20 protein-coding genes are annotated in these 24,227 nt (G+C 64.2%); 9 read left to right on the top strand and 11 right to left on the bottom strand.

All coding sequences use genetic code 11. From position 1 onward, the window contains the following. Window positions 1–5 precede the first annotated feature (5 nt). The 10 genes from GW587_RS12300 to rpsB form a co-directional block, all read right to left on the bottom strand. On the bottom strand, window positions 6–467 hold the full coding sequence (locus tag GW587_RS12300) for an OmpH/Skp family outer membrane protein (RefSeq protein WP_229259438.1): 462 nt from the start codon (window positions 465–467) through the stop codon (window positions 6–8). Window positions 468–571: 104 nt separating this feature from the next. Beyond that, window positions 572–2,908: an outer membrane protein assembly factor BamA gene (gene bamA, locus GW587_RS12295; RefSeq protein WP_166103017.1), complete on the bottom strand. Its 2,337-nt coding sequence runs from the start codon at window positions 2,906–2,908 to the stop codon at window positions 572–574. A gap of 44 nt (window positions 2,909–2,952) precedes the next feature. After that, window positions 2,953–4,326 carry an RIP metalloprotease RseP gene (gene rseP, locus GW587_RS12290; protein ID WP_166103014.1) on the bottom strand — a complete coding sequence of 458 codons (1,374 nt, stop codon included), beginning with the start codon at window positions 4,324–4,326 and terminating at the stop codon, window positions 2,953–2,955. After that, entirely contained in the window at window positions 4,323–5,516 is a 1,194-nt protein-coding gene (ispC, locus tag GW587_RS12285) for a 1-deoxy-D-xylulose-5-phosphate reductoisomerase (RefSeq protein ID WP_166103011.1), read from the bottom strand. Before ispC ends, rseP begins: the two co-directional genes overlap by 4 nt. A 24-nt stretch (window positions 5,517–5,540) precedes the next feature. Further along, a complete protein-coding gene (locus tag GW587_RS12280; protein ID WP_166103008.1) occupies window positions 5,541–6,380 on the bottom strand; it encodes a phosphatidate cytidylyltransferase in 840 nt (279 codons plus the stop codon). Next, window positions 6,380–7,132: a polyprenyl diphosphate synthase gene (gene uppS / locus GW587_RS12275; RefSeq protein WP_166103006.1), complete on the bottom strand. Its 753-nt coding sequence runs from the start codon at window positions 7,130–7,132 to the stop codon at window positions 6,380–6,382. The genes GW587_RS12280 and uppS overlap by 1 nt, the downstream gene beginning before the upstream one ends. A 156-nt stretch (window positions 7,133–7,288) precedes the next feature. Continuing rightward, on the bottom strand, window positions 7,289–7,849 hold the full coding sequence (gene frr / locus GW587_RS12270) for a ribosome recycling factor (RefSeq protein WP_166103003.1): 561 nt from the start codon (window positions 7,847–7,849) through the stop codon (window positions 7,289–7,291). Window positions 7,850–7,876: 27 nt separating this feature from the next. Continuing rightward, window positions 7,877–8,593: a UMP kinase gene (gene pyrH, locus GW587_RS12265; RefSeq protein ID WP_166103001.1), complete on the bottom strand. Its 717-nt coding sequence runs from the start codon at window positions 8,591–8,593 to the stop codon at window positions 7,877–7,879. A 121-nt stretch (window positions 8,594–8,714) separates the two neighbouring features. Then, entirely contained in the window at window positions 8,715–9,632 is a 918-nt protein-coding gene (gene tsf, locus GW587_RS12260; protein ID WP_166102998.1) for a translation elongation factor Ts, read from the bottom strand. Window positions 9,633–9,740: 108 nt separating this feature from the next. Continuing rightward, window positions 9,741–10,493 carry a 30S ribosomal protein S2 gene (gene rpsB, locus GW587_RS12255; protein ID WP_166103761.1) on the bottom strand — a complete coding sequence of 251 codons (753 nt, stop codon included), beginning with the start codon at window positions 10,491–10,493 and terminating at the stop codon, window positions 9,741–9,743. 369 nt (window positions 10,494–10,862) lie between these two features. On the opposite strand from rpsB, the gene GW587_RS12250 reads away from it, so the two are divergent. The 9 genes from GW587_RS12250 to GW587_RS12210 all read left to right on the top strand — a co-directional run bounded on the left by GW587_RS12250 (window position 10,863) and on the right by GW587_RS12210 (window position 23,532). Further along, on the top strand, window positions 10,863–11,630 hold the full coding sequence (locus GW587_RS12250; protein ID WP_166102996.1) for an MHFG family PEP-CTERM protein: 768 nt from the start codon (window positions 10,863–10,865) through the stop codon (window positions 11,628–11,630). 134 nt (window positions 11,631–11,764) lie between these two features. Then, window positions 11,765–12,586 (top strand): type I methionyl aminopeptidase, encoded by an 822-nt coding sequence (gene map / locus GW587_RS12245; RefSeq protein WP_166102993.1) that lies wholly within the window; start codon window positions 11,765–11,767, stop codon window positions 12,584–12,586. 5 nt (window positions 12,587–12,591) lie between these two features. Beyond that, window positions 12,592–15,174: a [protein-PII] uridylyltransferase gene (locus GW587_RS12240; RefSeq protein ID WP_229259413.1), complete on the top strand. Its 2,583-nt coding sequence runs from the start codon at window positions 12,592–12,594 to the stop codon at window positions 15,172–15,174. Between the two features lie 31 nt (window positions 15,175–15,205). Further along, the gene (locus GW587_RS12235) at window positions 15,206–15,955 is read left to right on the top strand and encodes a pseudouridine synthase (protein WP_207393462.1); all 750 of its coding nucleotides are present in this window, start codon (window positions 15,206–15,208) and stop codon (window positions 15,953–15,955) included. A gap of 204 nt (window positions 15,956–16,159) precedes the next feature. Then, window positions 16,160–16,831 (top strand): flagellar brake protein, encoded by a 672-nt coding sequence (locus tag GW587_RS12230; protein ID WP_166102991.1) that lies wholly within the window; start codon window positions 16,160–16,162, stop codon window positions 16,829–16,831. A gap of 75 nt (window positions 16,832–16,906) precedes the next feature. After that, window positions 16,907–20,323, top strand: a complete 3,417-nt coding sequence (locus tag GW587_RS12225) for a hybrid sensor histidine kinase/response regulator (protein WP_166102988.1) — start codon at window positions 16,907–16,909, stop codon at window positions 20,321–20,323. Further along, a complete protein-coding gene (locus GW587_RS12220; RefSeq protein ID WP_166102986.1) occupies window positions 20,307–21,224 on the top strand; it encodes a response regulator transcription factor in 918 nt (305 codons plus the stop codon). The genes GW587_RS12225 and GW587_RS12220 overlap by 17 nt, the downstream gene beginning before the upstream one ends. A gap of 200 nt (window positions 21,225–21,424) precedes the next feature. Continuing rightward, complete coding sequence (locus GW587_RS12215; RefSeq protein ID WP_166102984.1) at window positions 21,425–22,705, top strand: DUF445 domain-containing protein; 1,281 nt, start codon at window positions 21,425–21,427, stop codon at window positions 22,703–22,705. Window positions 22,706–22,728: 23 nt separating this feature from the next. Next, on the top strand, window positions 22,729–23,532 hold the full coding sequence (locus tag GW587_RS12210) for a substrate-binding periplasmic protein (RefSeq protein ID WP_371875580.1): 804 nt from the start codon (window positions 22,729–22,731) through the stop codon (window positions 23,530–23,532). Here the strand turns inward: GW587_RS12210 and urtE are convergent. After that, the gene (gene urtE / locus GW587_RS12205) at window positions 23,529–24,227 is read right to left on the bottom strand and encodes an urea ABC transporter ATP-binding subunit UrtE (RefSeq protein ID WP_166102981.1); all 699 of its coding nucleotides are present in this window, start codon (window positions 24,225–24,227) and stop codon (window positions 23,529–23,531) included. The genes GW587_RS12210 and urtE overlap by 4 nt on opposite strands.

Raw genomic sequence — 24,227 nt, 5'->3', positions numbered from 1 at the left:
TATGTTTATTTATCTTTGTCCAACGCCGCCAGGACCTTGTCGGTGATGTCGATGCGCGGGCTGGCCCACACCGCGTCCTGCAACACGATATCGAAGCCTTCCACGCTGGCCATCTGCTTGATGATCTTGGTGGCTTTTTCCGAAATCGCCTGGCGCTCCTCGTTGGTGCGCTGGTTCAGATCCTCGCGGAACTCGCGCTGGCGGCGCTGGTATTCCTTGTCCAGCTCAAACACGTCGCGCTGCCGCTTGATGCGGTCCGGCTCGGCCAGCGTCGGCGCGTCCTTCTCCAGCTTTTCCGACGCCGTTTTCAGGCGCAGCCCCATGTCCTGCATGGCTTTCTCGCGGCTCTTGAATTCCTCGGCCAGCTTCTCGCCGGCCAGCTTGGCCAGCTTCGATTCGTTGTAGATGCGCTCGGGACTCAGCCACGCGATGCGCGACGCCGAGGTCTGGGCCTGCACCGGCGCCAATGAACACCAGCCCAATGCAAGCACGGCAAGATATTTGGACACGCTAGCGGATGCAATCTTCAACTTATTTCTCCGAGGCAAAAAATGGTCATTCAACACCGGCATCAGAAGCCGCTACCCATCTGGAACTGGAAGCGTTCCAGGCGGTCGCCTTCCTTGACGTTCAAAGGCTTAGCATAACTCAACTTGAGCGGACCGACCGGCGAAATCCAGCTGATGCCCAAGCCTGTCGCGTAGCGCAGCTCGGAATAACGCATCTTCTGGCCTTCCTGGTAGACCTGGCCGCCGTCGAGGAAGGCGAACCAGCGCAGGCTGCGGTCCTGGCCGGAACCCGGGAACGGCATCTGCAGCTCGGCGTTGCCGATCAGGCGCGAGGAGCCGCCCAGCGCATCCTGGTACACCGGATCGACCGCGCCCAGCGAGGAGCTCAGGTAGCCGCGCACCGAACCGATACCGCCGCCGTAGAAGTTCTTGAACACCGGGTACTTGCTGTTGCCCAGGCCGTGGCCGAAGTCGATCTCGCCCTTCAGGGCCAGCGTCACTTTCGGGAACAGCGGCTTGTACCACTGGTGCTCGTACACGGCGCGGTAGTATTTCTGCTCGCCGATGATGTCGAGTTCGATGTTGGCGCGCTGGTAGCGGCCGATGGTCGGCGTCAGCGCCGAGTCGCGGCTGTCGCGCGCCCACGCCGCCGTCAGCGGCACGGCGTTGGTCGAGGCAGTGCCGATACCGTCGGCGCGGCCGGTGATGGTCGACACGTATTCGCGGAAACGGGTCGGCGAGGTCTGGTCGGTGGTGATCTTCGAACGTTCCAGGCCGATGCCGAAGAACACGGTGTCCACTTCCGAGAACGGCACGCCGTAGTTGATGCGGCCGCCCTGCTGCTTGATGGTGTAGGAACCGATGTTGAGCGCCGGCGGCTGCTGCGTGCGCAGATAGATCTCGTAGCCGCGCGACACGCCGTCGTCGGTGTAGTACGGGTCGGTCTGCGAGAACGAAATGGTGCGGCTGTACTTGGACGTGTTCAGCTCTAGGCCGACGGTGGTGCCGGAACCGGCGAAGTTGGCCTGCTGGACCGCCGCCTGGAACGAGAACTTCTCCGACTGCGAGAACGCGCCGCCGATCTGGAAGTTACCGGTCGGTTTCTCGACCACGGTCAGGTTGACGTCGACCTGGTCGGAGGTGCCCTGCGCTTCCGGCGTGTCGACGGTGACGTCCTTGAAGTAGCCGAGGCGGTCGACGCGGTCGCGCGACAGCTTGATCTTGTTGGCGTCGTACCAGGACGACTCGAACTGGCGGAACTCGCGGCGGATCACTTCGTCGCGGGTGCTGGTGTTGCCGGCGATGTTCATGTGGCGCACGTAGGCGCGTTTGCCCGGATCGATGAAGAAGGTGAACGCCACTTCGCGCTTGGCGCGGTCGATGTCCGGGTTGGCGTTGACGTTGGCGAAGGCGTAGCCGAAGGTGCCGAGGCGGTCCGAGATCAGCTTGTTGGTCGCGGTCAGGCGCGCGCCGGAATACACCTCGCCGCGGCGCAGCAGCACCAGCGTGCGCAGCTCCTCTTCGCGGCCGAAGGTCTCGCCTTCGAACTTGATGTCGGAGACCTTGTACTTCTCACCCTCGGTGATGTTGATGGTGATGTAGATGTCCTTCTTGTCCGGCGTGATCGACACCTGGGTCGATTCGATGTTCATCTCGATGTAGCCGCGGTCCAGATAGAAGGACTTGAGCGACTCGATGTCGCCGGTCAGCTTGGTCTTGGAATACTGGTCGGCCTTGGTGTACCAGCTGAACCAGCCGCCGGTGTTCAGGGCCAGCTGGTCGCGCAGTTCCTTGTCGGAGAATACCTTGTTGCCGACGATGTTGATCTGCTTGATCTTGGCGACTTCGCCCTCGTCCACCGTGAAGGTGATGTTGACGCGGTTGCGCTCGATCGGGGTGACGGTGGTGACCACCTTGACGCCGTACAGGCCGTGCGACAGGTACTGGCGCTTGAGTTCCTGCTCGGCGCGGTCGACCGACGCCTTGTCGAAAATCTTGGCTTCGCCGACGCCGATGTCCTTCAGCGCCTTGACCAGGATGTCCTTCTCGAATTCCTTGGTGCCGACGAAATCCACTTTGGAGATCGACGGACGTTCTTCGACCAGCACCACCAGCACGCCGTTGTCGGCTTCCAGCTTGACGTCCTTGAAGAATTGGGTGGCGTACAGCGCCTTGATGGCGATGATCGACTTGTCGTCGTTGAAGGTCTCGCCGACGCGCACCGGCAGATAGCTGAACACCGTACCGGCTTCCGTACGCTGGATCCCCTCGACGCGGATATCTTTGATGACGAAGGGTTCGATGGCCATGGCGCGGCCGGCGCACAGCGCCAGGACAGCGGCGCCGATCAGGCTACGGCGAAAGGAAGGTGAAGTGATACGGTCAGAATATAATTTCATTGGGGTTATTCAATGGCTAAATCAACGAGAACTACACAGTACTGCTACAGCAGCCGGGCGACGTCATTAAACACCGCCAGCAGCATCAAGGTCAGTAATAAACCCATGCCCAGGCGTTGCGCTATTTCGCCTACGCGCTCCGGCACAGAACGCCCAGTTAAAACTTCCAGCGAATAATACAGCAAATGCCCCCCATCCAGAACGGGAATCGGTAGTAAATTCATCACGCCGAGACTGATGCTGATGAAGGCGATAAAGCTCAAATAGCTGGCCACGCCCATCCGTGCGGTCTGGCCGGCATAATCGGCGATGGTGATCGGTCCGGTGACGTTCTTCAGCGAGGCTTCGCCGGTGATCATCTTGCCGATCATCTTGAGCGTCATGGCGCAGGTATCCCAGACGCGGACCACGGCCTTGCCGACCGCCGCCACCGGGGACGATGGCACGCTGATCATATCCGGCTGCAAAGCGACGTAAGCGCCGATCTTACCGACTGTTACAGTTCCTTTAGCCGTTTTTGCTTGTTCCGCCTGCGGCGTCACCGCCAGCGTCATCGGCTGGCCGTCGCGCCGCAGCGCGATCTGCAGCGTCTTGCCGGCCGAGACGCGCATGATGTCGATGAAGGCGATGCCGTCGGCGACGGCCGCGCCGTCCACCGACAGCAGCAGGTCGCCGGCGCGCAGGCCGGCGCGTTCGGCCGCGCCGCCCGCCACCACCTGCTGCACCAGCGGCGCCGGACGCGCCACCGCGATGCCCAGCTCGGACGGCACGTCGCCCTCCAGGTTCAGCGTCGCCAGCGCGGACGCCGGCAGCACGAAGGTGAAACGGCCCTGGCCCGCGCGCTCGACGGCGACGCGGGCTTCGGTCTTGTCGACGGCGGCCTGGATCAGCTGCCAGCGCAGCTCCGACCACACGCCGACCGGCTGGTCGTTGATGGCGGTGACCACGTCGCCGCCACGCAGGCCGGCGCGCCACGCCGGCGTGGCGTCGGCCGCGACGTCGACGCCGCGCAGCGCGATCCTGCTGCTCGGTTCTTCGACGCCGTGCATGTACAGGCCGGTGAACAGGATGATCGCGATCAGGAAGTTGGCCAGCGGGCCGGCGGCGACGATGGCGATGCGCTTCCAGACGTTCTGCCGCGTGAACTCGCGCTGCAGTTCGGCCGCCGGCAGGGCCGACAGATCGCCTTCGCGCGCGTCCAGCATCTTGACGTAGCCGCCCAGCGGCAGCGCCGAGATGGCCCATTCGGTTTGATCGGGGCCGACGCGGCGCGACCACACCACCTTGCCCATGCCGACCGAGAAGCGCAGCACCTTGACGCCGCACCAGCGCGCCACCAGGTAGTGCCCCAGTTCGTGGAACACGATCAGGGAGCCCAGGCAGACCACGAAGGCCAGGACGGTTTGCAGGAAGTTCATCTGGACAGTCCGGCGATATGGGTGTCGGCGGCGGCGCGCGCGGCGGCGTCCTGCGCCATCACCGCTTCGATGCTGTGCGCCGCGCCGTGCGGCAGCGCATCCATCACGTGCGCGATCACGCGGTCGATCTGGCGGAAGCCGATCTTCAGGTCGAGGAAGGCCTGCACCGCGACTTCATTGGCGGCGTTCAGCAGCGCGGGCGCGGTGCCGCCGGCGCGCAAGGCGTCGAAGGCCAGCGCCAGGCACGGGAAGCGCTTGAAGTCGGGACGTTCGAACTGCAGCGTCGCGATCTGCGTCAGGTCCAGCTGCGCCACGCCGGAGGCGATGCGCTCCGGGTAGGCCAGCGCGTGCGCGATCGGGGTGCGCATGTCCGGGTTGCCCAGCTGCGCCAGCACCGAACCGTCGACGTAGGACACCATCGAATGGATCACCGATTGCGGATGGATCACCACTTCGATCTGCTCGGCCGGCGCGCCGAACAGCCAGTGCGCTTCGATCACTTCCAGGCCCTTGTTCATCATCGTGGCCGAGTCGACCGAGATCTTGCGGCCCATCGACCAGGTCGGGTGCTTGCAGGCCTGGTCGGGCGTGACCGCGTCCAGCGTCTCGACGTCGCGCGTCAGGAACGGGCCGCCGGAGGCGGTCAGCAGGATCTTGGCGACACCGGCGCCCTGCTCGCGCACCGCCGGCACCTTGCCGCCGAACTGCGGCATGCACTGGAAGATCGCATTGTGTTCGCTGTCGATCGGCAGCAGCACCGCGCCGGCTTCGCGCGCGGCGTCGATGAACAGCTGGCCGGACATCACCAGCGCTTCCTTGTTGGCCAGCAGGACCTTCTTGCCGCCGCGCGCCGCGGCCAGCGTCGGCGCCAGGCCGGCGGCGCCGACGATGGCGGCCATCACGGTGTCGACTTCGGGCGCGCTGGCGATGGCGCACAGCGCGGCTTCGCCGTAATCGACTTCGGTGGCGACGCCGGCGGCGCGCAGCAATGCCGTCAGTTGCGCGGCGCCGGCGGCGCTGCCGACCACGGCGCGCGCCGGACGGAATTGCACGCACTGCGCGGCCAGCTCTTCAACCCGGGTTTGCGCCGACAGGGCGTAGACCGAATAGCGCTCGGGATGACGGGCGAGCACGTCCAGCGTGGACACGCCGATCGAACCGGTGGCGCCAAGGATGGTGATGCGTTGCATAGTGATTTCTTTCAGAGCCAGGTATCAGAGCCACGCCCCGATCAGGGCCGCCAGCGGCAGCACGGGGATCAAGGCGTCGATACGGTCAAGCACGCCGCCGTGGCCCGGCAGCAGGTTGCTGCTGTCCTTGATCGCGGCGCGGCGCTTGAGTTGGGATTCGAACAGGTCGCCGATCACCGACGCGGCGACCACGACCAATAGTGCCAGCAAGGTCAGCGCCCAGCCGAAGCGGGCCTGCAGCTTGTAGGCGAAGGTGTCTTGCAGCCATGGCGCGGTGTCGTGCGCCAGCAGGATCGAGAGGGAGGCGATGACCAGCACGGCGACGCCGCCGCCGATCGCGCCTTCCCACGATTTGCCCGGCGAGATCGTCGGCGCCAGCTTGCGCTTGCCGAAGGCCTTGCCGGAGAAGTAGGCGCCGATGTCGGCGATCCACACCAGCACCATCACCGACAGCAGGTACAGCGGCGATTGCAGGTACAGGCCGACGATGGCGAAGAAGCAGGCGAAGATGGCGAAGCTGAAGGTGATCGCCATCGACCAGTTGGCCGCGCCCTTCAGCGGCGGCAGGCCGAGGCCCAGCGACGGCGCGTAACGGATCAGCCACAGCAAGGCGGCCACGCCGTACAGCGCGGTGACCGCGCCCGGCTTGGCCGAGTACATCAGCACCACGAACAGCACCGCGGCCAGCACGCCGGCGACGCGGGCGGCGGTCGCGCCCAGGCCGAACAGGCGCGCGCCCTCCCAGATGGCGGCGCCGACGAACAACGTGACCACAAAGGCGAACGCTGGGAAATAGTTGAAGAACAGGACCGGCAGCAACACCGCCAGCAAGATCACAGCGGTAATAATCCTAGTTTTCAGCATCAGGTTTTTTTCTCGGCCAGTTGCGCGCCGGTGCGGCCGAAACGGCGTTCACGGTGCTGGTAGGAGGCGATCGCCTCGTCGAGGCACTCGATGGAAAAATCGGGCCAGTAGGTGTCGGTGAAGAACAGTTCCGTGTAGGCCAGTTGCCACAGCAGGAAGTTGGAGATGCGCTGCTCGCCGCCGGTGCGGATGAACAGGTCGGGCTCGGGCGCGTAGGCCATCGCCAGGTGCGGCGCCAGTTGCTCCTCGCTGAAGTCGGTGGCGCCGGGGTGGGCGGCGACCATCTTCGCCACCGCCTGCATGATGTCCCAGCGGCCGCCGTAGTTGGCGCAGACGGTGACGGTCATGCGGGTGTTGCCGGCGGTCTTGCGCTCGGCGGCGGCGATCATGGTTTGCAGCTTGGCGTCGAAGCGCGACAGGTCGCCGACGACTTTCAAGCGGATATTGTTGGCGTGCAGCTTGGCCACTTCGCGGTCGAGCGCGGTCACGAACAGGCGCATCAGCAGCGACACTTCCTCTTCCGGACGGCGCCAGTTTTCCGAGCTGAAGGCGAACACGGTCAGGTATTCGACGCCGCGGCGGGCGCAGGCCTCGACCACGGTGCGCACCGCTTCGACGCCCTTGACGTGCCCGGCCACGCGCGGCAGGAAGCGCTTGGTCGCCCAGCGGCCATTGCCATCCATGATGATGGCGACATGGCGCGGCACGTTGGGCGCGTCGGGAACCTCGGTGGTCGAACTCGTATATTTCATGAAAACTTCGGTGCCAAAGTATAAAGTATTGCAGTTGTGACGCAAAAAGACAAGACGCCAGCGTCAACCCCGCACCCCGGCGTTCGGCGGGGACGGACCCCGTACGGGGTCCGTCCCCTCGGACGAGGTGCTGGATCGGCCGCTGGCGTCTGCGGGTTAAACCGTCAGCACTTCTTTTTCTTTTTCCGTGACCATCTTGTCGATGTCGGCGATGAACTTGTCGGTCAGCTTCTGCACTTCGTCGACCGCGCGGCGTTCGTCGTCTTCCGAGATCGCCTTGTCCTTGACCAGCTTTTTCAAGCCTTCATTGCCGTCGCGGCGGATGTTGCGCACCGCGATCTTGGCGTCCTCGGCTTCGCTCTTGACCAGCTTGACCATCTCCTTGCGGCGTTCCTCGGTCAGCGGCGGGGTCGGCACGCGGATCATGTCACCCTGCGACGACGGGTTCAGCCCCAGGTCGGCGTCGCGGATGGCCTTCTCGATGGTCGACGCCATTTTCTTCTCGAACGGCTGGACGCCGATGGTGCGGGCGTCCATCAGGGTCACGTTGGCCACCTGGCTCAGCGCGGTCGGCGAACCGTAGTACTCGACCATCACATGGTCCAGGATGCCGGTGTGGGCGCGGCCGGTGCGGACCTTGGCCAGATCGGCGCGCAAGGTTTCCAGCGATTTGGTCATGCGCTCTTGCGCATTCTTCTTAACGTCAGCTACGGACATTGCTGCTCTCCTAATACGGAATATTGTTTAAACGTGAACCAGTGTACCCTCATCCTCGCCCAGAATCACGCGCATCAGCGCGCCCGGCTTGGTGATGGAGAATACTTTGATCGGCAATTTCTGGTCGCGGCACAGCGCGAAGGCGGTGGCGTCCATCACTTGCAGATGCTTGGCGATGGCTTCATCGAAGCTGATGGTGCCGTACAGCGTGGCGTTCGGGTCCTTCTTCGGGTCGGCGGTGTAGACGCCGTCGACCTTGGTGGCCTTCAGCACGATCTCGGCGCTGATCTCCGAACCGCGCAGCGCGGCGGCGGTGTCGGTGGTGAAGAACGGGTTGCCGGTGCCGGCGGCGAACACCACCACCTTGCCCTCCTCCAGGTATTGCAGCGCCTTCGGGCGCACATACGGCTCGACCACCTGCTCGATGCCGATCGCCGACATGACGCGGGCGGTGATGCCGACATGGCGCATGGCGTCGGCCAGGGCCAGCGCGTTCATGACGGTGGCCAGCATGCCCATGTAGTCGGCGGTGGCGCGGTCCATGCCTTGGGCGCCGGGGGCGACGCCGCGGAAGATGTTGCCGCCGCCGATGACGATCGCCAGTTCCACGCCCAGTTTCGCGACCTCGGCCACGTCGGCCACCATCCGTTCGATCGTGGCGCGGTTGATGCCGTAAGGATCATCGCCCATCAGGGCTTCGCCGGACAATTTAAGGAGGACGCGCTTGTAGGCTGGTTTGGACATGAGACGGGGCTCCTAAGTTGATTAATTCGGGTAAGCTTGCCGGCGCCTATCATACCTCGCCCGGCGCCGGGCACTGCTGCGGGCTTAAAAAAACGGGCCTCTCGGCCCGTTTTCTTTAGTATTACGCTCCTTTGGAGGCGGCCACTTGCGCGGCCACTTCCGCTGCGAAGTCGTCCACCTTCTTCTCGATGCCCTCGCCGACCACGTACATGGCGAACGCCTTGACGGTGGTGGCTTTTTCTTTCAGCATCTGCTCGATCGATTGCTTGTCGTTTTTAACGAAAGCCTGGTTCAGCAGCGATACTTCCTTCAGGTACTTCTGTACCGAACCTTCCAGGCGCTTGGCGACGATGTCGGCAGGCTGCACTGGTTTGCCGGCGGCGACGGCGGTCGCCGCATCTTCGTCGGCCTTCAGCTTGGCGACCGAACGCTCTTTTTCGATCAGTTCGGCAGGAACCTGGTCGGCCGACAGCGACACCGGCTTCATCGCGGCGATGTGCATGGCGACGTCTTTGCCGACTTGTTCGTCGGCGCCGTCGAATTCAACCATCACGCCGATGCGGGTGCCGTGCAGGTACGACGCCAGCTTGCTGCTGGTTTCGAAACGCTGGAAGCGGCGGATCGACATGTTTTCGCCGATTTTACCGATCAGCGCGGCGCGCACTTCGTCCAGGGTCTTGCCGTCGTCGCCGGCTGGCAGCGCCAGCAGGGCTGCGACGTCGGCCGGGTTCTTTTCCGCGACCAGACGGGCGGCGGTGTTGGCCAGGTTCAGGAAATCGTCGTTTTTCGCGACGAAGTCGGTTTCCGAGTTCACTTCGATCAGTGCGCCCACGCCGTTGGCGATGTAGGTGGCGACCACGCCTTCGGCGGTGATGCGGCTGGCTGCTTTACCAGCCTTGCCGCCCAGCTTGACGCGCAGGATCTCTTCGGCACGACCCATGTCGCCTTCGGCTTCGGTCAGTGCTTTTTTGCATTCCATCATCGGCGCGTCGGTTTTCGCGCGCAGTTCGCCTACCATTGCTGCGGTAATAGCTGCCATGTGTTTCTCCTGTATTCGGTGGGGTGGTGAGCGGTGCTCTAACCATTTACGTTAAAAAAAAGGGGGAGCTGTTGGCCACCCCCTTTTTCCATCGCTTGCTACAAGCGATTAAGCTTGTTCGCTGACTTCGACGAATTCGTCGCCAGCTGCGGCTTGAACCATTTGCACGACTTCGTTGCCGGCTGCTGCGCGGCCTTCCAGGATCGCATCCGCAACGCCACGGGCGTACAGGGTGATCGCTTTCGACGAGTCATCGTTACCTGGGATGACGAACTGCACGCCTTCCGGGGTGTGGTTGGTATCGACCACGCCGATGACCGGGATGCCCAGTTTGGCGGCTTCGGTGATGGCGCCTTTGTGGTAGCCGACGTCGACGACGAAGATAGCGTCAGGAACGCCGCCCATGTCCTTGATGCCGCCGATCGATTTTTGCAGCTTGATCATTTCGCGCTGGAACATCAGGCCTTCTTTTTTCGACAGCTTCTCAACCGAACCGTCTTCGATCTGGGCTTCCATGTCTTTCAGGCGCTTGATCGAGGTCTTGATGGTTTTGAAGTTGGTCAGCATGCCGCCCAACCAGCGTTGGTCGACGAAAGGAACGCCTGCGCGTGCCGCTTCGGCTGCAATGATTTCGCGTGCTTGACGCTTGGTGCCGACCATCAGGATGGTGCCGCGGTTCGACGCGACCTGTTTCACGTGCTTCATCGCTTCTTGATACATGGTCATCGTCTTTTCCAAGTTGATGATATGGATCTTGTTGCGGTGACCGAAGATGAACGGTGCCATCTTTGGGTTCCAGAAACGGGTTTGGTGACCGAAGTGGACACCGGCTTCCAGCATTTCGCGCATAGTTACGGACATATTAAACTCCAGGGTTGGGTCTGGAATCCGATCAGTCACCATATAGGCACCCTTGTCGACCGGATTCGCGTTTATTGAATAAAATTTACAGCTCATTTACAGCTCAGTTTGCAACATTGCTCAAAACCGAATTCAAGCAACCCGAGATTCTACCCCGAAACCGGCCGGGAGGCAAGCATTGTCATGTGCACAAGCTTGGTGCGGAAGCGCACAGAACGTGTCGCGGAATCGCACCAGAATGTCACATTTGCGTCACAAGGGGCGGTAAACCTCGCCACGATACCTGAAATATAATATCATCCAGAAAATATTCTTTCTGATTCATTAACAAGTTGTAACACAGAACCAACCTGCACGAGGAGTGCCGACATGACCATCCTGCTCGCCATCACATTGGCCGCCGCTATCCAGCCCACTTGCTCGTGGGACCGTCCGGGACAAAATCCCTATACGGGTGGCGCCGCCGCAGCGATCGACCACTACACCGATATACCGGCGACGGTGCGCGGCACGCTCAAGCGACGCATGGCCGAGGGGCAGTCGGACGACCAGGTCAACATCACCCGTGACGGCATCAGCGGCAAGAACCAGTACGGCGCGCAGATTCGCGACATGCATTTCGGCAAAAACTCCGTATGCGGCACCGTGACCCGCAGCAAGTGGGCGGCCGACCGCGTGGAACCGGCGGCGGTGTACTGCGTCGGCGCGCATTGCGTGCTGGTGCCCAAGATCTGCGGCAACGTCAGCCGGATCACGCGCAATGCGCCGGCGGTGGCGGCCGCCAAACAAGCGGCGGATGGCGCGGCGGCGGACGGCAACCAGCACGTCATTCCGGACGGCATCCAGCAGTTCGACGACACGGGCTTGGTGGACGCCCCGCTGCGCGAGCAGTCGATCGAGCTGGAACCCTTGGAGCAGGCGGCGCGCGACCGCACCCGGCGCGTGCTCGGCGGTCTGAACCCGCCGGCCGAACCGAACGGCGGCTTCGGTCCGGGCCCGCGCGATCAGCCCGGCCAGCCGGTGGCCGCTCCGGTACCGGAACCCGAAACCTGGACCATGCTGCTCGGCGGCCTCGGCCTGGTGGGCTGGTTCGCCCGCCGCCGCGCCCGTGCCGCCGCAGCCGTCGGCGACGTCTGATTCATCGCCGGCACGACGGCCACGCACGCGGAGCCCTCCGCGTCGTTTATAATTTCAACATATTGTACGCCGTGCGCGGGAGAGTTCCGCGCGCCAGGCGTTTTTACCGTTTACCTTGCTGATTGCGATCCACTATGTCCATTTCCATCAAAACCGCCGAAGACATCGAAGGCATGCGCATTGCCGGCCGCCTGGGCTCCGAAGTGCTCGACTACATCACGCCCTTCGTCAAGGCCGGCGTCACCACCGGTGAACTGGATCGCCTCTGCCACGAATATATGGTCAACGTGCAGGACACCATCCCGGCGCCGCTGAACTATTGCCCGCCCGGCTACACCCCCTACCCCAAGGCAATCTGCACCTCGGTCAACGACGTCATCTGCCACGGCATCCCCGGCGACAAGGTGCTCAAGAACGGCGACGTGGTCAACCTCGACATCACCGTCATCAAAAACGGCTACCACGGCGACAACAGCCGCATGTTCTTCATCGGCGAGCCGTCGATCCTGGCCAAGCGCCTGTCCGACGTCACCTACGAGTGCATGTGGCTGGGCATCTCCAAGGTCAAGCCGGGCGCGCACCTGGGCGACATCGGCCACGTGATCCAGCAGCACGCGGAAAAAGCCGGCTACAGCGTGGTGCGCGAATTCTGCGGCCACGGCATCGGCAAGGTGTTCCACGAAGAGCCGCAGGTGCTGCACTACGGCCGCCCCGGCACGCTGGAGGAACTCAAGGCCGGCATGATCTTCACCATCGAACCGATGATCAACGCCGGCAAGCGCGAAATCCGCGAAATGGGCGACGGCTGGACCATCAAAACCAAGGACCGCAGCCTGTCGGCGCAGTGGGAGCACATGATCCTGGTCACCGAGACCGGCTACGAGGTACTGACGCTGTCGGCCGGCAGCCCGCCGCCGCCGGCGTTCATCACCGACTCAGCCACCGCCGTAGCGTAAGCCCGATGTCCGCGGCCGCGATGCAGAAGGAATTGCGCGAACAGCTCAAGCGCCAGCTGAAGGCCGACCGTCAGGTGGTCATCGCCGGCTTCCGCGAGGACGGCAAGCCGGAGAAGCTGCTGCGCAGCCTGCGCCAGAGCGTCGACGCGGTGCTGACCACCGCCTGGCACCACGCCCGCCTGCCGGCCAACACGGCGCTGGTCGGCGTCGGCGGCTACGGCCGCGGCGAGTTGTTCCCCTATTCCGACGTCGACCTGCTGATCCTGCTCGAAAGCGCGCCGGACGCGCCGACCACCGAGAAGCTGGAAGAACTGGTGCAGCTGCTGTGGGACCTGGGCCTGGAGATCGGCCACAGCATCCGCACCGTCGACGAGTGCCTGAGCGAATCGGCGGCCGATATCACGGTGCAAACCAGCCTGCTGGAGGCGCGCGTCATCTGCGGCGACGAGGCGCTGTTCGCCGAACTGCAGGTGCGTTACGACGCCGCCATGGACCCGCGCGCGTTCTTCCACGCCAAGATGCTGGAGATGAAGCAGCGCCACGCCAAGTACGAGGACACCGCCTTCAGCCTGGAACCGAACTGCAAGGAAAGCCCGGGCGGCCTGCGCGACCTGCAGGTGATCCTGTGGATGGTCAAGGCCGCCGGCCTGGCCAACTCGTGGCGCACGCTGGCCACCTCCGGCCTGATCACGCAGACCGAGGCCAAGCAGCTGATGGAGAAGGAACGCGCCTTCAAGGACATCCGGGTGCGCCTGCACCTGCACGCCAAGCGGCGCGAGGACCGGCTGGTGTTCGACGTGCAGACCGCGATCGCCGAATCGCTGGGCCTGACCGCCACCGGCAGCGGCGTCCACATGCGCCGCGCCAGCGAATACCTGATGCAGCGCTACTACTGGGCCGCCAAGACCGTCACGCAACTGAACACCATCCTGATCCAGAACATCGAGGAGCGGCTGTTCCCCAAGGCCGACGTGGCGGTGCCGATCAACGCCCGCTTCAACGACCTCAACGGCCTGATCGACATGGCGGACGACGACACCTTCGTCGCCACGCCGTCGGCGATGCTGGAGATCTTCGTGCTGATGACCGAGCGCCCGGCGCTCAAGGGCATGACCTCGCGCACCATGCGCGCGCTGTGGCACGAGCGCTTCCTGATCGACGCGCCGTTCCGCGCCGATCCGCTCAACCGCGCGCTGTTCCTGCGCATCCTACAGGCGCCGGTCGGCATCATCCACGCGCTGCGGCGCATGAACGACCTGTCGATCCTGGGCCGCTACCTGCCCAACTTCCGCAAGATCGTCGGCCAGATGCAGCACGACCTGTTCCACGTCTACACGGTGGACCAGCACATCCTGATGGTGGTGCGCAACATGCGCCGCTTCTCGATGGCCGAGCACGCGCACGAATACCCGTTCTGCAGCCAGCTGATGGCCAACTTCCCGCAACCGTGGCTGCTGTACCTGGCCGCGCTGTTCCACGACATCGCCAAGGGGCGCGGCGGCGACCACTCCAAGCTGGGCATGGCCGACACCGAGCAGTTCTGCCGCGAGCACGGCATGAGCGACGAGGAGACCGAACTGGCGGTGTTCCTGGTGGAGAATCACTTGACGATGTCGCAGGTGGCGCAGAAGCAGGACCTGTCGGACCCCGACGTCATCGCCGCCTTCGCCAAGACCGTCGGCGACGAGCGCCACCTGACCGCGCTGTACCTGCTGACGGTGGCCGACATCCGCGGCACCAGCCCGAAGGTGTGGAACGCTTGGAAGGCCAAGCTGCTGGAGGACCTGTACCGCATCACGCTGCGCGTGCTGGGCGGCGAGCCGCACAGCGCCGACAACGAACTGCGCAACCGCCAGCAGGAGGCGCTGGCCACCTTGCGCCTGTACGGCCTGGCGCCGGACGCGCACGAGCCGTTCTGGAAGCAGCTCGACGTCGCCTACTTCCTGCGCCACGACGCCTCCGACATCGCCTGGCAGACGCGCGCGCTGTACGAGCGCTTCAACAGCGAGCAGCCGGTGGTCAAGTGCCGGCTGGCGCCGATCGGCGAAGGCTTGCAGATCGCAGTCTACATCAAGGACCAGCCGGACCTGTTCGCGCGCATCTGCAGCTACTTCGACCGCAAGAACTTCAGCATCCTCGACGCCAAGATCCACACCACGCGCCACGGCTACGCGCTCGACACCTTCCTGGTCACCGAGCAAAGCTTCGCCAACAGCTACCGCGACATCATCAGCCTGATCGAGCACGAGCTGTGCGGGCTGCTGACCCGTCCGGAGGCGCTGCCGGCGCCGAACCAGGGCCGCCTGTCGCGGCTGTCGCGCACCTTCCCGATCCAGCCGACCGTCGACCTGCGCCCGGACGAGCGCGGCCAGTACTACCTGCTGTCGGTGGCGGCCAACGACCGCACCGGGCTGCTGTACTCGATCGCCAACGTGCTGACCCGCTACAAGATCAACCTGCACACCGCCAAGGTCATGACCCTGGGCGAGCGGGTCGAGGACGTGTTCCTGATCGACGGCGCGGCGCTCAACAACGCGCGCAACCAGCTGCAGCTGGAAACCGACCTGCTGGAAGCCATCAAGGTTTAAACTAGCCTCACCCCTTTATAGAAAACGCATCATGTCCGAAGAATTATTACGCCTGTCCAAACGCATGTCCGAACTGGGCCTGTGCTCGCGCCGCGAAGCCGACGAGTGGATCGCGCGCGGCTGGGTACGGGTCGACGGCCAGGTCGTGTCCGAACTGGGCACCAAGATCTACCCGAGCCAGAAAGTCACCGTCGAGCGCCAGGCGGCGGCCGAGCAGTCCAAGCGCGTCACGGTGCTGATCAACAAGCCGATGGGCTATGTCAGCGGCCAGGCCGAGGACGGCTACCAGCCGGCCGTGGTGCTGGTCAAGCCGGAAAACCGCTGGGCCGAGGATCCGTCGCCGGAGATCTTCCATCCGACGCAATTGCGCTCGCTGGTGCCGGCCGGCCGGCTGGACATCGATTCCATCGGCCTGCTGGTGCTGACCCAGGACGGCCGCGTGGCCAAGCACCTGATCGGCGAGACCACCGACGTCGACAAGGAATACCTGGTGCGCGTCGAGTACACCAAGCCGGGCAAGCTGCCGGAGAGCGACCTGAAAAAACTCAACCATGGCCTGTGGATGGACGGCAAGGCGCTGCTGCCGGCCAAGGTGCGCTGGCAGAATGACGACCAGCTCAGCTTCACGCTGCGCGAGGGCAAGAAACGCCAGATCCGCCGCATGTGCGACATGGTGGGATTGAAAGTGGTCGGTTTGAAACGGGTCCGCATCGGCAAGGTCAAGCTGGGCGATTTGCCGGTCGGGCAATGGCGCTATCTGCGGCCGGAAGAGCAGTTCTGACACAAGCGACAAAATATTCTTGCTATTATGCAAGCCAAGATGGCGAATAACTTGTAAACTGTACCGACCGACCTCGCATTGCAGAAGTCATTATCAAAGAGATATGCCGTCGTGAACGATCCTATACCGAATGAATTTCGCCGCGGTCCTCCCAGCCTAAAAGATGCTGTGGAACCAATTCCGGCGGGTTCGAAGCCGCATGACATGACCGATGAGCATGACATCGGTGATGCGCTGACCCTGCTCGCCGAAAACGGCGATCCGCTGTCGATCTATCCGGCCAGCACCACCAACGTGGTGATGGCGCGCATCAAGTCGGTCGATCCCGAGAATCCGTATTTTGTGCTGGAACTCAACGAGGGCGAGTTCATCCCGCCCGGCGACGCCATCTTCGTCGCCTGGCTGCGCTCGGCCAAGATCCAGTTCAAGCTGACCTCGCCGGACTGGGCCTGCAAGCCCGGCGAGCCGACCCTGATCCCGCTGGAATTCCCGCTCAAGTGCATGGTGCTGAACCGCCGCGCCTCGACCCGGCTGGAAACCCCGCTCGGCATCTACTACATGGCGTCGTTCGTGCTGAACGGCAAGCCGTATGAATTGCAGTTGTACGACTTTTCCTCCGGCGGCGTCGGCATGCGCGCGCCGCCGCGCGATTGCGTCGGTCTGCACGTCGGCCGCAAGCTGCAACGGGTGCGGCTGGAGCTGGGCCCGGATTCGGTGATGATCGCCGATCTGGAAGTGCGGCTGCAGCGCACCTTCCGCTCCTTCCTGCTGGGCGAGCAGGTGCAGATCGGCTGCCAGTTCGTCAACCTGTCGCCGGTGATGCAGGAAGAACTGGCGCGCCTGCTGGACAAGCTGAACTCCAACAAGCACCGCTAGCCGCAACCTCGGCATGTAATTTGCTTAAGAAAGCGACTGGAGACTTCAGTTGCTTTTTCTTTTTACAGGCCCGGCATGACAACCACTCAGCGCATCGTCAAGATACGGCGCGACTACAACACCTGGGTCGCCAACGAGACCATCGAGGACTACGCGCTGCGCTTCACGCCGCGCTCGTTCCGCAAATGGTCGATCTTCCGCGTCTCCAACACCGCCTTCGGCGCGATCTCGTTCCTGGTGCTGGAGGCGATCGGCGGCACCATCACCGTCAACTACGGCTTCATCAACGCGCTGTGGGCGATCATGGCGGTCGGCCTGATCATCTTCCTCACCGGACTGCCGATCAGCTATTACGCGGCCAAATACGGCGTCGACATGGACCTGCTGACGCGCGGCGCCGGCTTCGGCTACATCGGCTCGACCATCTCGTCCTTCGTCTACGCGTCGTTCACGTTCATCCTGTTCGCGCTGGAGGCGGCCATCATGGCCTATGCGCTGGAACTGTATTTCCATTTGCCGCTCTACCTCGGCTACATGGTCAGCGCGCTGGTGGTGATCCCGTTGGTGACGCACGGCGTCACGCTGATCAGCCGCATCCAGATGCTGACGCAGCCGGTGTGGCTGGTATTGATGGCGCTGCCCTTCGTCGCGATCCTGATCAAGCAGCCGGAGTTGCCGGGGCGCTTGATGGATTACGCCGGCCGCACCGGCGCCAACGGCCACTTCAACGTGTTGATGTTCGGCGCCGCGACGGCGGTCGGCGTGGCCTTGATCACGCAGATCGGCGAGCAGGTCGACTTCCTGCGCTTCATGCCGCCCAAGACCGCCGCCAACCGGCTGCGCTGGCACTTCGGCGTGCTGATCGCCGGACCGGGCTGGATCCTGCTCGGCATCGCCAAGATGCTGGGTGGCGCGCTGCTGGCCTATCTCGCCATCAGCAGCGCGGTGCCGCTGGAGCAGGCGGTCAATCCGACCCAGATGTACCTGGCCGGCTTCGGCCAGGTGTTCGACTCGCCGCGCATCGCGCTGCTGGCCACGGCGCTGCTGGTGGTGATCTCGCAGGTGAAGATCAACATGACCAATGCCTATGCCGGCTCGCTGGCCTGGTCGAATTTCTTCGCGCGGCTCACCCACAGCCATCCGGGGCGCGTGGTGTGGGCGGTGTTCAACGCGCTGATCGCGGTGCTGCTGATGGAGCTGGACGTGTTCCAGGCGCTGGACCAGGTACTGGGCCTGTACTCCAATATCGCCATCTCGTGGATCACGGCGGTGGTGGCCGACCTGGTGATCAACAAGCCGCTCGGTCTCAGCCCCAAGGGCATCGAGTTCCGGCGCGCGTACTTATACGATATCAATCCGGTCGGCGTCGGCGCCATGCTGCTGGCGTCGGCCTTGTCGGTGGCGGCGTTCATGGGCGTGTTCGGCGCGCAGGCGCAGGCCTTCTCCGCCTTCATCGCGCTGGCGACGGCGCTGGTGGCGTCGCCGCTGATCGCGTTCGCCACCAAGGGCAAGTACTACATCGCCCGCAAGCCGGAGCACGTCCATAACAAGACCTGCGTGATCTGCGAAAAGGAATACGAGGGCGAGGACATGGCGCACTGCCCCGCCTATCAAGGTTCGATCTGTTCGCTGTGCTGCTGCCTCGACGCGCGCTGCAACGACGTCTGCAAGCCGCACGCGCGGGTGGCGGTGCAGTGGCAGGAGGCGATGCGCGCCATGCTGCCCAAGTCGCTGTGGCGCTACCTGAGCAGCGGGCTGGGACATTATCTGCTGCTGATGATCGTCACGGTGCTGTTCCTCGCCACGCTGCTCGGTCTGATCTACTACCACGAGCAATCGGTGCTGCCGGCCGGCGCCGGGGCGCTGCTGCCGCAATTGCAGCTGGTGTTCTTCAAGATCTTCGCGGCGCTGCTGCTCACCAGCGGCATCGTCGCCTGGTGGCTGGTGCTGACCAGCGAGAGCCGCCGCGTGGCGCAGGAGGAGTCGAACCGCCAGACCGGCCTGCTGACGCGCGAGATCGAGCTGCACTCGCAGACCGACGCCCAGCTGCAGCAGGCCAAGAAGACCGCCGACCTGGCCAACCAGGCCAAGAGCCGCTACATCGCCGGCATCAGCCACGAGATCCGCACGCCGTTGAATTCCATCCTCGGCTACGCGCAGCTGCTGGACAACGATCCGTCCATCCCCGAGCACCGTCAGCAGGCGATCCGCGTCATCCGCAGCAGCGGCGAGCATCTGCTGTCGCTGATCGAGGGCACGCTGGACATCGCCCGCATCGAGGGCGGCAAGTTCAACTTCGACATGAAGGAGCTCAACTTCCCCGACTTCATCGGCCAGATCGTGCGCATGTTCGAACTGCAGGCGGCCAACAAGGGCCTGAGTTTCCGCTACGAGCTGACCGGCGTGCTGCCGCGCATCGTGCGCGCCGACCGCAAGCGGCTGGGGCAGATCCTGATCAACATCCTCGGCAACGCGGTCAAGTTCACCAGCCACGGCGGCATCGTACTGCGCTTGCAGTACGCGCGCGAGATGGCCTCGTTCGAGATCGAGGACACCGGCCCCGGCATCCTGCAGGAGGAGATCGACCATATCTTCGAGCCGTTCTCGCGCGGCAGCGCCAGCGCGCACGCCGACGCCAGCGGGACCGGCCTCGGCCTGCCGATCTCGAAGATGCTGACGCAGCTGATGGGCGGCGAACTGAAAATCCGCAGCCCGCAAGGCCCGCCTGCGCCACATCAGCAGCAGGGCAGCTTGTTCCAGATCCGCCTGTTCCTGCCCAGCGTGCACGTCTCGGGCAAGGAGCTGCGCGAGCTGGAGGCGCCGGAGCAGCAGCGCATCGGCTATCGCGGACCGCGCCGGCGCGTGCTGGTGGTCGACAACGAACGGGTCGACCGCGAACTGCTGCTCAACATCCTGTCGCCGCTGGGCTTCGAGGTGGCGCAGGCGGCGTCCGGGCCGGAGTGCCTGGACCTGTACGCGTCCTTCCAGCCGGACGTGATCCTGATGGATCTGGCGATGCCCGGCATGGACGGCTGGGAGGCCAGCTACATCCTGCGGCGCCGTCAATTGTCGAATGTGCCGATCGCCATCGTCTCGGCCAACGCCTTCGACAAGGGCATGGAGAATCCGGCCGGCATCCGCGCGGCGGACTTCATCATCAAGCCGGTCAACGTCGGCGAGCTGCTGGACTGGATCGGCCAACGCCTGGCGCTGGAGTGGATCGCGCAGCCGCGCGCGGAAGGCATCCGCAGCGAGATGCCGGCGCCGCCGGCGCAATTGATCTACCCGCCCGAGCCGGCGATGGAAGCGCTGCGCGAGCTGATTCGCATCGGCTATGTGCGCGGCATCCTTAACAAGCTCGATGAGATCGGGGCGCTCGATCCGCGCTACCAGCATTTCACGCACACCATGCGCGGTTTCGCGGCCCGCTTCCAGCTGGACGCGATGGCCGACTTTGTCAGAAAGAACAAGAGCGATGAACTTCAATATTGAGTCCGGCCTGGTGCTGGTGGTCGACGACGTGCCCGAGAACCTGGCCGTGCTGCACGACGCGCTGGACGAATCGGGCTTCACGGTGCTGGTGGCGAACAACGGCGAGACCGCGCTGCAACGCGCCATCGAGTCGCAGCCGCACATCATCCTGCTCGATGCGATCATGCCGGGCATGGACGGCTTCGAAACCTGCCGTCGCCTGAAGGCCAACCTGGTCACGCGGCACATCCCGGTGGTCTTCATGACCGGGTTGACCGAGGCCGAACATGTGGTGGCGGCCTTCGACGCGGGCGGCAACGACTACGTCACCAAACCGCTGCGCACCAGCGAGGTGTTGGCGCGCATCGCCGCGCACATGCAGACCGCGCGGCTGGTCGACCAGGCCCGCAGCGCGCTCGACGCCTTCGGCAACGCGGTGATCGCGATGTCGCCGCGCGACGGCCGCATCGTCTGGCAAACGCCGCTGGCGCGCACGCTGATGCAGGGTTATCTGGTGGATGCCGAGCTGCCCACCTGGCTGCAGGCGACCCAGGCGGCGCACGTGCAGGGCCTGTCGCACCCGCCGCTGACGCTGGCGCGCGGCAGCCGCCGGCTGATCTTCTCGGCGGCGGAATTCAGCGAGGACGAGCAATGGATGATCGTGCTGCGCGAGGAGTCGGACGTGGCGCAGATCGAGAAGCTGATGGTGTCGTTCAAACTGACGCAGCGCGAGTCGGAGGTGCTGAACTGGGTCATCAAGGGCAAGACCAACCGCGACATCGGCGAGATCCTCGGCACCAGCCCGCGCACCATCAACAAGCACCTGGAGCACGTCTTCGTCAAGCTGGGCGTCGAAACCCGCACCTCCGCCGCCGCCGTCGCGCTGAGCAAACTCCGCCCCGGCGAACTCGAACGCTCCTGAGAGCATACATAGGGGCTGCCTGTTTTCCGCCCTTCAGACAGACTGGGCCTGCGCCGCCACTCTCCGCGCGCGCTTGCAAGACCACGCGGCGCGGCAGCCGTTATCCGCAGCCGACGCCAAGACAGCGTGCACCGGAGCGTGCCCGCGCCGCGTTTTGGCTTACACTGCGGTCATCATCCACTCGACAACGACGGCAAGCGATGACCAAGGAAGAAGAACTCAAACGCTCCAAGCGCCTGGCGCTGTCGCTGCTGGTGGTGGCGGCCCTCGTCTTCGTCGCCACCTCGCTGGCGCCGCGCGGCTTCTGGGTGGACGGCGTGCGCGCCGTCGCCGAGGCGGCCATGGTCGGCGCGCTGGCCGACTGGTTCGCCGTGGTGGCGCTGTTCCGCAAGGTGCCGATCCCTTTCATCTCGCGCCACACCGCCATCATCCCCAACAACAAGAACAAGATCGCCGACAACCTGGCCACCTTCGTCGACGACAAATTCCTCAAGCCCGAATCGCTGGCCGCCGTGATCCTGAAGACCGATCCCGCCACCGCCGTCGCCGAATGGCTGAAGGAACCGGTCAACCGAGGCTTCCTCGCCAACCACCTGCTGCAACTGCTGCCGGAAATCCTCGACACCATCGACGACGCCCGCATCCAGCAACTGCTGCGCAACGCCCTCAACACCGCCATCGGCAAGCTGGAACTGTCGCCGGCACTGGGCGCCCTGCTCTCCGGCCTGACCAAGGACGGCCGCCACCAGGAGCTGCTGGACGACGGCATGGTCGCGCTGATCGGCGTCATGAACAAGCCCGCCACGCGCGAGCTGATCGCCGACCAGATCGCCGCCTGGCTCAAACGCGAGCACAAGGCCATGGCGCTGGTGCTGCCGACCGAATGGATCAGCGAAAGCGGCGCGTCGATGATCGCCGACACGCTCAACAACATCATGAAAAACATCGCCGCCGACCGCGACCACAAGCTGCGCATCAAGTTCGACGAGATGGTGCAGCGCTTCGTGGCGCGGCTGGAAACCGATCCTTCCTTCCTGGCCAAGGGCGAAGACTTCAAGCGCTACCTGCGCGACGGCGACACCTTCAACAACTACATCGGCGAATTGTGGGGCAGCGTGCGCGACTGGATCAAGCAAGACATCGCCGGCGGCGAATCGCGCCTCGGCGACGGCGTCGTGAAGGCCAGCCAGTGGCTCAGCGAAGAACTGCTGGCGCACCCGGACATGCGCGCCTCGCTCAACCAGCACATGGCCGGCATGGCGCGCACGCTGGCGCCGGCCTTCTCCAGCTTCCTGACGCGCCACATCAGCGACACCGTCAAGGCCTGGGATGAAAAGGACCTGTCGCACCAGATAGAACTCAATATCGGCAAGGACCTGCAATTCATCCGCGTCAACGGCACGCTGGTCGGCGGCCTGATCGGACTGTTGTTGTACGCCAGCGCGCAGGCGATGGAATTGGCGGCCCGGTATCTGCACTGACGGCTATCGTGTTAGGATATGACGTGCTTAAATCCTGGCTTCCCCTGTTAATCTCCACACTGTGCGGCGCCGCGCGGGCGGCCGACATCCCGGTCACCATCTACGCCGACGCCGGCTATCCGCCCTACTCCTACGAAAAAAACGGCAAGCCCGCCGGCCTGTATTACGAAATCGCCCGCGCCGCCTTCTCGCACATGCGCGGCTACCGCATCGAAGTGCAGCCCGTGCCCTGGAAGCGCGGCATGGCGCTGCTCAAATCCGGCAACGGCTTCGCGCTGTACCCGCCCTACATGAACACCAGGGACGAGCCGTGGACCTGGCCCTATTCGCTGCCGTTGTATGAGGAACGCGTGGTCGCCGTCTGCCGCAAGGACGTGCTGGCGGCCAAGCCGCGCAAGCGCTGGCCGGAGGACTTCTTCGGCCTCACCATCGGCAACAACGCCGGCTTCATCGTCGGCGGCGACGCCTTCGACAAGGCGGTGCAAGCCGGCAGCATGCGCATCGAGGAAGCCAAGGACAGCGAGACCAACATCATCAAGCTGGGCCTGAAGCGCATCGACTGCTACATCAACGACCGCGTCTCGATCCAGTGGACCCGCGAACAGCTCAAGGCCGAAGGCAAATACGACGAAGGCGGCGCCCACGCCGAAGTGGCCGAAGCGGCGCTGATCGCGGTCAAGCAAGGCTATCTCGGCTACACCAGCCGCGACAACGGCAGGTTCGCCTTCAAGGCGGACTTCGTCAAACAGTTCGACAGCGCCATCCAGCACATGCGGCGCAACGGCGAAATGGACAGCATCACCCGCGGCTTCTTCAAGCCGCGCTAGACCGCAAGGTGGCGCTTGACCTCCGGGTCGTTCATCGTCGCCTGCGCGCCGGAGGCGACCACCTCGCCGCGCGACAACACCATGAACTGGTCGGCCAGCTCGTGGGCGAAGTCGAAGTACTGCTCGCACAACAGAATCGCCATATCGCCGCGCTGGCGCAGCAGCCGCACCACGTTGCCGATGTCCTTGATGATGGAAGGCTGGATGCCTTCGGTCGGCTCGTCCAGGATGATCAGTTTCGGCTCCGCCAGCAGCGCGCGCGCGATCGCCAGCTGCTGCTGCTGGCCGCCCGACAGGTCGCCGCCGCGCCGGTGCAGCATATCCTTCAGCACCGGGAACAGCTCATACACCTCGCCCTTGATGGTGGAGGCCTTCTTGCCGCTGTGCGTCGCAAGACCCATCAACAGATTCTCCTCCACCGTCAGCCGCGCGAAGATCTCGCGCCCCTGCGGCACGTAGGCGATGCCGGCCCGCGCCCGCTGGTGCGGCGCCATGCGCGTGATGTCGCGCCCCTCCAGCTTGACGCTGCCGGCCGATACCGGCAGCACCCCCATCAGGCATTTCAACAGCGTGGTCTTGCCCACCCCGTTGCGGCCCAGCAGCGCCATGCACTTGCCGCGTTCCAGCTCCAGCGACACGCCGCGCAAGGTGTGCGAGGAACCGTAGTATTGATTGATTTTTTCAACTTGCAGCAT

The organism is Duganella aceris (assembly GCF_011090165.1).
In the GTDB taxonomy this organism is placed as follows: Bacteria; Pseudomonadota; Gammaproteobacteria; order Burkholderiales; family Burkholderiaceae_D; genus Rugamonas; species Rugamonas aceris.
This window is presented reverse-complemented; position numbering and strand designations above follow the sequence as displayed.

Coding starts and splice junctions, on each gene's coding strand:
- bamA (WP_166103017.1), bottom strand. CDS start 2,908: ATGAAATTATATTCTGACCGTATCACTTCACCTTCCTTTCGCCGTAGC.
- rseP (WP_166103014.1), bottom strand. CDS start 4,326: ATGAACTTCCTGCAAACCGTCCTGGCCTTCGTGGTCTGCCTGGGCTCC.
- ispC (WP_166103011.1), bottom strand. CDS start 5,516: ATGCAACGCATCACCATCCTTGGCGCCACCGGTTCGATCGGCGTGTCC.
- GW587_RS12280 (WP_166103008.1), bottom strand. CDS start 6,380: ATGCTGAAAACTAGGATTATTACCGCTGTGATCTTGCTGGCGGTGTTG.
- uppS (WP_166103006.1), bottom strand. CDS start 7,132: ATGAAATATACGAGTTCGACCACCGAGGTTCCCGACGCGCCCAACGTG.
- frr (WP_166103003.1), bottom strand. CDS start 7,849: ATGTCCGTAGCTGACGTTAAGAAGAATGCGCAAGAGCGCATGACCAAA.
- pyrH (WP_166103001.1), bottom strand. CDS start 8,593: ATGTCCAAACCAGCCTACAAGCGCGTCCTCCTTAAATTGTCCGGCGAA.
- tsf (WP_166102998.1), bottom strand. CDS start 9,632: ATGGCAGCTATTACCGCAGCAATGGTAGGCGAACTGCGCGCGAAAACC.
- rpsB (WP_166103761.1), bottom strand. CDS start 10,493: ATGTCCGTAACTATGCGCGAAATGCTGGAAGCCGGTGTCCACTTCGGT.
- GW587_RS12250 (WP_166102996.1), top strand. CDS start 10,863: ATGACCATCCTGCTCGCCATCACATTGGCCGCCGCTATCCAGCCCACT.
- map (WP_166102993.1), top strand. CDS start 11,765: ATGTCCATTTCCATCAAAACCGCCGAAGACATCGAAGGCATGCGCATT.
- GW587_RS12240 (WP_229259413.1), top strand. CDS start 12,592: ATGTCCGCGGCCGCGATGCAGAAGGAATTGCGCGAACAGCTCAAGCGC.
- GW587_RS12235 (WP_207393462.1), top strand. CDS start 15,206: ATGTCCGAAGAATTATTACGCCTGTCCAAACGCATGTCCGAACTGGGC.
- GW587_RS12230 (WP_166102991.1), top strand. CDS start 16,160: ATGACCGATGAGCATGACATCGGTGATGCGCTGACCCTGCTCGCCGAA.
- GW587_RS12225 (WP_166102988.1), top strand. CDS start 16,907: ATGACAACCACTCAGCGCATCGTCAAGATACGGCGCGACTACAACACC.
- GW587_RS12220 (WP_166102986.1), top strand. CDS start 20,307: ATGAACTTCAATATTGAGTCCGGCCTGGTGCTGGTGGTCGACGACGTG.
- GW587_RS12215 (WP_166102984.1), top strand. CDS start 21,425: ATGACCAAGGAAGAAGAACTCAAACGCTCCAAGCGCCTGGCGCTGTCG.
- urtE (WP_166102981.1), bottom strand. CDS start 24,227: ATGCTGCAAGTTGAAAAAATCAATCAATACTACGGTTCCTCGCACACC.